Source organism: Nocardia sp. NPDC004722 (assembly GCF_053601505.1).
Genome location: NZ_JBSGBY010000554.1, coordinates 1 through 5,718 on the forward strand (window position 1 = coordinate 1; position 5,718 = coordinate 5,718).

The 5,718-nt window shown below is 68.7% G+C and carries 6 protein-coding genes; 3 read left to right on the forward strand and 3 right to left on the reverse strand.

Annotation, left to right across the window (positions count from 1 at the left end; genetic code table 11):
* On the forward strand, positions 1 to 256 hold a 256-nt coding region (locus ACWELQ_RS36255; RefSeq protein ID WP_452401533.1), incomplete at its 5' end, for a response regulator transcription factor.
* 149 nt (positions 257 to 405) lie between these two features.
* Here ACWELQ_RS36255 and ACWELQ_RS36260 read toward each other — a convergent pair.
* Positions 406 to 753: a ribosomal subunit interface protein gene (locus ACWELQ_RS36260; protein ID WP_452401534.1), complete on the reverse strand. Its 348-nt coding sequence runs from the start codon at positions 751 to 753 to the stop codon at positions 406 to 408.
* A gap of 149 nt (positions 754 to 902) precedes the next feature.
* A complete protein-coding gene (locus ACWELQ_RS36265; protein WP_452401535.1) occupies positions 903 to 1,334 on the reverse strand; it encodes a winged helix-turn-helix transcriptional regulator in 432 nt (143 codons plus the stop codon).
* A 54-nt stretch (positions 1,335 to 1,388) separates the two neighbouring features.
* On the opposite strand from ACWELQ_RS36265, the gene ACWELQ_RS36270 reads away from it, so the two are divergent.
* The gene (locus ACWELQ_RS36270; RefSeq protein ID WP_452401536.1) at positions 1,389 to 1,907 is read left to right on the forward strand and encodes a PaaI family thioesterase; all 519 of its coding nucleotides are present in this window, start codon (positions 1,389 to 1,391) and stop codon (positions 1,905 to 1,907) included.
* Here the strand turns inward: ACWELQ_RS36270 and ACWELQ_RS36275 are convergent.
* On the reverse strand, positions 1,904 to 3,112 hold the full coding sequence (locus ACWELQ_RS36275; protein ID WP_452401537.1) for a UDP-N-acetylglucosamine--N-acetylmuramyl-(pentapeptide) pyrophosphoryl-undecaprenol N-acetylglucosamine transferase: 1,209 nt from the start codon (positions 3,110 to 3,112) through the stop codon (positions 1,904 to 1,906). The genes ACWELQ_RS36270 and ACWELQ_RS36275 overlap by 4 nt on opposite strands.
* Positions 3,113 to 3,342: 230 nt before the next feature.
* Between ACWELQ_RS36275 and ACWELQ_RS36280 the strand changes: the two genes are divergently transcribed.
* Complete coding sequence (locus ACWELQ_RS36280; RefSeq protein ID WP_452401538.1) at positions 3,343 to 5,505, forward strand: terpene synthase family protein; 2,163 nt, start codon at positions 3,343 to 3,345, stop codon at positions 5,503 to 5,505.
* The last annotated feature ends 213 nt before the right edge of the window (positions 5,506 to 5,718 follow it).

The following is a 5,718-nucleotide window of genomic DNA, read 5'->3' on the forward strand; positions in this document are numbered from 1 at the left end:
GCGGGACGTGACGGAGAAACTCGCCCGCCTGGTCTCGGGCGTCGCGGCCCCGGACGACGCGGTGACCCTCGCGCCCCGCGAACTGGACGTACTCGCGCACGTCGCCCTGGGCTGCACGAACCTGGAAGCGGCGCAGCGTCTTTCGGTGCGCCCGGAAACGGTCAAGAGCTACTTGCGAAGCGCCATGACCAAACTCGGCGCGCACAATCGCCACGAGGCGGTCGTGCGAGCACGCCGCCTCGGGCTACTGCCTTAGTAATTCACGCCGCCAAGTCTCACGGCGGCCGGGTCGGGGTGGGGCAGCCCCTGTGCCTCAATGGTTTTCGGGGGCCTGCCCCAGAGCCTTTCCACCCTTTCGGGGTTTCAGGGGCTTGCCCCTGAGAGCTACGAGAGTTGTTTCAACTCTCAGTCCGCCACCAGGTGGCGGATTGTCTCGCAGCCCTTGGCGTGGTGGAGTCGTCCGAACTTGCTGTCGAGCAGGTGCGCCATGCTGTCCGCGGCTCCGGTGTAGGCGTCCTCGACGGTGGCGGCGTGGTGTGTGGTCGCTACCGGCGGCTGGCCTTTCGGCCGCGCTTCGAGGGTGCACTTCTTGTCTTCGGAACCGCCCTTGTGGCCGTTCACATCGGTGATGTGGGCTTCGACCCGGGTGAGGTGATCTGCGAATCGATCCAGTACCGCAGCGATGGTGTCCGTTGCTTCCTGGGCGATCGCGCCACCGCCGACATGCTTGTCGGCGAAGACCTGGATTTGCATGGCATCTCCAATCTCTCGGAATAGCCGAGAACTTGCTGACACCACAGACATTACCTGTTCTTTACGGGTTTCGCCGGTCGTGAATGTCACCTCCGTGAGCCCTGTCATGAAAGGTAATGTGGCAAGCGAGCTTTGCGTTTCGAGCGGACCTATCTCGGGGTCGCCGTGAGTTCGCGGCCGGTGTCCTCGAGGTGATGGCCCGCGGCGCAGCACAGGGTCGCCCGGACCGGCTCGCCGCAATCGGTGTGGGTGATGGCCAGGGGCGGACCGGCGGGACCGGCCAAATGCTTGTCGCCCCACTGCATGAGCGCGGTCAGCACCGGCTGCAGTTCCCGCCCGGCCGGGGTGAGCCGGTACTCCTGCCGGGTGCGCGCGCCCGGATCGCGATAGTCCACGCGCTCCAGGATTCCGGTGTCGACCAGGGTGCGCAGCCGTCGCACCAGGACCGCGCGCGGTGCGCCGGTGGCGTCGGCGATGGCGTCGAAGCGCCGCACGCCGAGGAACACCTCGCGCAGGGCCAGCAGCGACCATTGCTCGCCGATCAATTCCAGGGTGGCGGCCACCGAACAGTTCCGTGCCATGCGTCGATTCTACCTAGGTTCGCAATGTGAACTCAGGGTGTTAGGGTCATGGCTATGACGAGCATCGATGTGCCCGAGTCCTGGGGCGAAGCGCGCAGCAAGACCGTGCAGTGGTTCGACCCCAAGGTCGGGCTGGAGGCCGCGGTCGGCAAGACCGGTCTGGAGTACCTCACGGCGATGAGGAACGGGGAGATTCCGGGCGCGCCGATCGGCGGGCTGTTCAATATGTGGCCGGTCGAGGTCGCGCAGGGCGACGTCGTATTCACCTGCGCCCCCGACGAATCCATGTACAACCCGATCGGCATGGTGCACGGCGGCGTGGCGTGCACGCTGCTGGACTCGGTCGCGGGGTGCGCCGTGCACACCACGCTCCCGGCCGGGGTCGGGTACACCTCGATCGAGATCAAGGTGAACTATCTGCGGCCCATCCACGCGCACACCGGGGAGATCCGCGCGCACGGCTGGGTCACCAAGCCGGGGCGGCGCGTCGCCTTCGCGGAGGCGGATCTGCGCGACGCCGACGGGACGCTGCTGGCCACCGCCACCAGCGCCTGTCTGATCATGGGCGGCTAGCGGGTAGCGAGGTCCAGCACGGTCAGGGCCAGGTGCTCGGCGGCCAGCGGGTGGCCCAGCGCCTTGGCGGCGGCGGAAACCGCTGCGCGGGAGTCGGATTCGGTGAGCAGCTCGGTGAGCGCGGCGCGCAGGTTGTCCACCGTGGCATCCGTGCCGACCAGGGCGCGGGCGGCATTGTGCTCGGCCAGGATCTTGGCATTGCGGATCTGCTCGCCGCCCACGGAATGCGGGTAGGGGATCAGCACCGAGGGCTTGCCGAGAGTGGTGAGCTCGGCGAGAGTGCCTGCGCCGGAACGGGATACCACCACATCGGTGAGCGCCAGCACGTCGGGGAGTTCGGGGCCGATGAACTCGCGGACCAGGTAGCGGCCGCGCACCTCGTCGGGCAGGGTGGCCGCGGAGTCGCGGACCTGCTCGTAGGACAGCCGTCCGCACTGGTGAATCACATTGGCCTGCAACAGAAGCTCGGGCAGCAGCTCCCGGATGAGATCGTTGATCTGCACCGCGCCCTGCGCGCCGCCGGTGATGTAGACCGTGGGCAGCCCCGGGGTGTAGCCGTCCCACTCCAGCGCTTTGACCGCGGCGGCCGGATCGCCCGTGGTGAGCGCGGGCCGAATGGGGTTGCCGGTGACCAGGGCCCGGTCGCGGACCTTGGCGGGCAGCATGGCGATCGACGCCTCGGAGCTGAGCGCGATGCGATCGGCCATCCGGGCCAGCAGCAGATTCGCCTTGCCGATGCCGGTGGTCTGCTCGTGAATGACCAGCGGCCGCCGGCGCAGCGCCGCGGCCATTCCGATGGGCGCGCACACGTAGCCGCCGGTGCACAGCACGGCGTCGGGCCGGAACGCGCGCACCACGCCCTGGGCGGTGACGACGCTGATCGGGACCCGCAGCGCGTCGCGCGCATTGTCCTTGTTGAGCATTTTGAGCGGATTGCGCTCGCGGCGAAGCTTTCCCGCCTTGATCCCGGTGAATTCGACGTCGTTCTCGCCCGCCACCCGCTGCTCGAGGCTGTCGGGCACGCCGACCCACAGCACCTCGGCGCTCGCCCCGGCCTCGGCCGCCAGATCGCGCAGCGCGCGCACCGCCGCCACCGCCGGATAGGTGTGCCCGCCGGTGCCGCCACCGGCGACGATCACCCGGACCCGGCCGCGGTCGCCCAGTCGCTGCAGAATCGGGGCGCGGTCGGCGGCGGGATTCGACATGGACGATCCTCCTGGTGCGGATGGCGTGTGGACGGGCAGCGCCCAGGCTATCCCGGCCGGGGCCCCGGGGACCGGTCCGGGAGGTACCGGTCGGTCGCGCAAGTGCGCGGAAGATTGCGAAGTGTTGGCGAGACGGCGACCGCCCTCTACCATGGTTGTGACGCTGATCACGTTGTCGCAGTGAGAGTTCTGACCGGAATCACCCCGCCCCCAGCGAGAGGGCCCCCGCGTTGAAGCCTTTCACCCTGCCCGATTTCTATACCCCACATCCCGCCCGGCTCAATCCGCACTACGAATACGCGCGCGTGCACTCCGCCGCGTGGGCGCAGCGGCTCGGCATGCTCGGCGAGCTCGGGGTCGACGGCAAACCCATCTGGGACGCCGAGAAATTGGACCGCATGGGGTACGCGCTGCTGTGCGCCTACACCCATCCCGACTGCGACGCCGAGACTTTGGCGCTGCTCACCGAGTGGTACATCTGGGTCTTCTACTTCGACGACTGGTTCCTGTCGGAATACAAGTCCACCGGCGATCGTGCCGCCGCCACCGGCTATCTGAGCCGCCTGGAACTGTTCATGGGCGAACCCGGTTGCCCCGCACCGGAACCCGAGACGCCCTCGGAGGCCGGGCTGGCCGACTGCTGGGCGCGGACCATCCCGGTCATGTCGGCGGGCTGGCGTCGGCGCATGCGTACCTCCACCCACAACCTCATGGTCGAATCCCTGTGGGAGCTGGACAATATCGCCCGCGACCGGGTGGCCAACCCGATCGAATACGTCGAGATGCGCCGCCGTGTGGGCGGCGCGCCCTGGTCGGCCAATCTGGTGGAGTTCGCCTGCGGCGCGGAGGTGCCCGACCGCTTCACCCGGGAGCGCCCGCTGCGGGTGCTGTGCGAAACCTTCTCCGACGCAGTGCATCTGCGAAACGACCTGTTCTCCTACGAGCGCGAGGTCCGCGTCGAGGGCGAGAACGCCAATCTGGTGCTGGTGCTGGAACGCTTCCTGGGTCTGCCCACACAGGCGGCCGCCGAGCTCACCAACGACATGCTCACCTCGCGGCTGGATCAGTTCGAGGACACCGCCGAGATCGAGCTGCCGCAACTGTTCGCCGAACGCGCGGCCACCCCGGCCGAACAGCTCGCGGTGGTCCGCTACGCCACCGGGCTACAGGACTGGCAGGCGGGTGGGCACGAATGGCATCTGCGGTCGAGCCGCTATATGAACAGCGGCGTCTCGCGCGGGCCGACCGGGCTCGGCACCGCCGCCGCGCGGCTCGCGCCGGGTCTGCGCGTCCGACTGAATCAGCAGTCGCCGCCGCCCCGCACGCCCGGACCGTTGCCGGTACGGGGACTGCTGATGCCGTATGCCGCCGAGGTCAATCCGCATCTCGCCCAGGCCCGCGCGGACGTGCCGGACTGGGCGGCCCGGGTGGGGCTGCTGGATCCGGTGGTGGGCTGGACGGCGGAATCGCTGGAGGCCGCCGATTTCGCGGCGCTCATGGCCATGGTCGATCCGGGAGCCGACGCTGCGGAGCTGATGTTGCGCACCCGCTGGTGCACGTGGGGGACCTATGCCGATGATCTGGCCACCCGGGTCTTCCGAGCCGATCCGGCGGGCGCCCGAGTCCAGTTGCGGCGCTTGCCGCTTCAGCTCGGCGACACCGCGCCCGACCCGGTGACCCCGCTCGAACTCGGGCTGTCGCGGCTGTGGGCCGATACCGCCGCCGGACTCGACGACGGCCGCCGCGATCGGCTGCGCGCGGCCCTGATCGAATTGTTCGAGGGCTGGGAATGCGTGCTGGACAACGAGCTTCGGCAACGGCTGCCGGATCCCGTCGACTATCTCGAACTGCGGCGGCTGACCTCGGGCGGTCCGTTGTTCCGGGCGCTGGATACGCCCGGCGCGATCGATATCGATTCCAGCAGTGAGCTTTCCGGACTGGACGACTCCAGTATCGTTCGACAGTTGGAGAATTCGGCCCACGATTACGCGGCCCTGGTCAATGATCTCTACTCGTATCAGAAGGAGATCGAATTCGACGGCGAGTTGCACAATCTGGTGTATCTCACCCAGTCGTTCCTGGGCTGCTCGCGCGAGCGGGCCGCCGATATCGTCGTCGATCTCGCCAATGAGCGGCTGCGGCAATTCGAATTCATCGTGCGCGACCAACTGCCCGGATTCTTCGCCGATCACCGACTGTCCGAGGCGGTGCGCGCCGCGACCGTCGAGCATGTCGAGCGGCTGCGCCACCACATGGCGGGAAATCTGCACTGGCACACGCTGACCGGTCGCTACGCCGAGTCCGCCCTGCAGGCCGCCGTGCGCAAACCGGTGATCGGCGGCGCGCAGGGGGCTTTCGTCAGCGTGCTCGCCGATCGGGCGGGCTGGCGCTGAGGACCGGCGCGCCCACGAATCCGCCGCAGTTCACTGGAGGTTGCCATGAGTTCGTCGACAGCTACCGCGCTCGGCGCGCAGGACCGCGCCGGGCAACTGCTGAGCCGGGCGCGGCGGCTGACCACCCCGCTCATGCGCACCGCCGTCGACACCCTGCCCGCGGAACTGCGCCTGATGGCCGGATATCACCTCGGCTGGTGTGAGGCCGACGGC

What these genes read in the sequence shown, in the direction of transcription:
- ACWELQ_RS36265 (WP_452401535.1), bottom strand. Translation starts at nt 1,334, where the DNA reads ATGGCACGGAACTGTTCGGTGGCCGCCACCCTGGAATTGATCGGCGAG.
- ACWELQ_RS36260 (WP_452401534.1), bottom strand. Translation starts at nt 753, where the DNA reads ATGCAAATCCAGGTCTTCGCCGACAAGCATGTCGGCGGTGGCGCGATC.
- ACWELQ_RS36270 (WP_452401536.1), top strand. Translation starts at nt 1,389, where the DNA reads ATGACGAGCATCGATGTGCCCGAGTCCTGGGGCGAAGCGCGCAGCAAG.
- ACWELQ_RS36275 (WP_452401537.1), bottom strand. Translation starts at nt 3,112, where the DNA reads ATGTCGAATCCCGCCGCCGACCGCGCCCCGATTCTGCAGCGACTGGGC.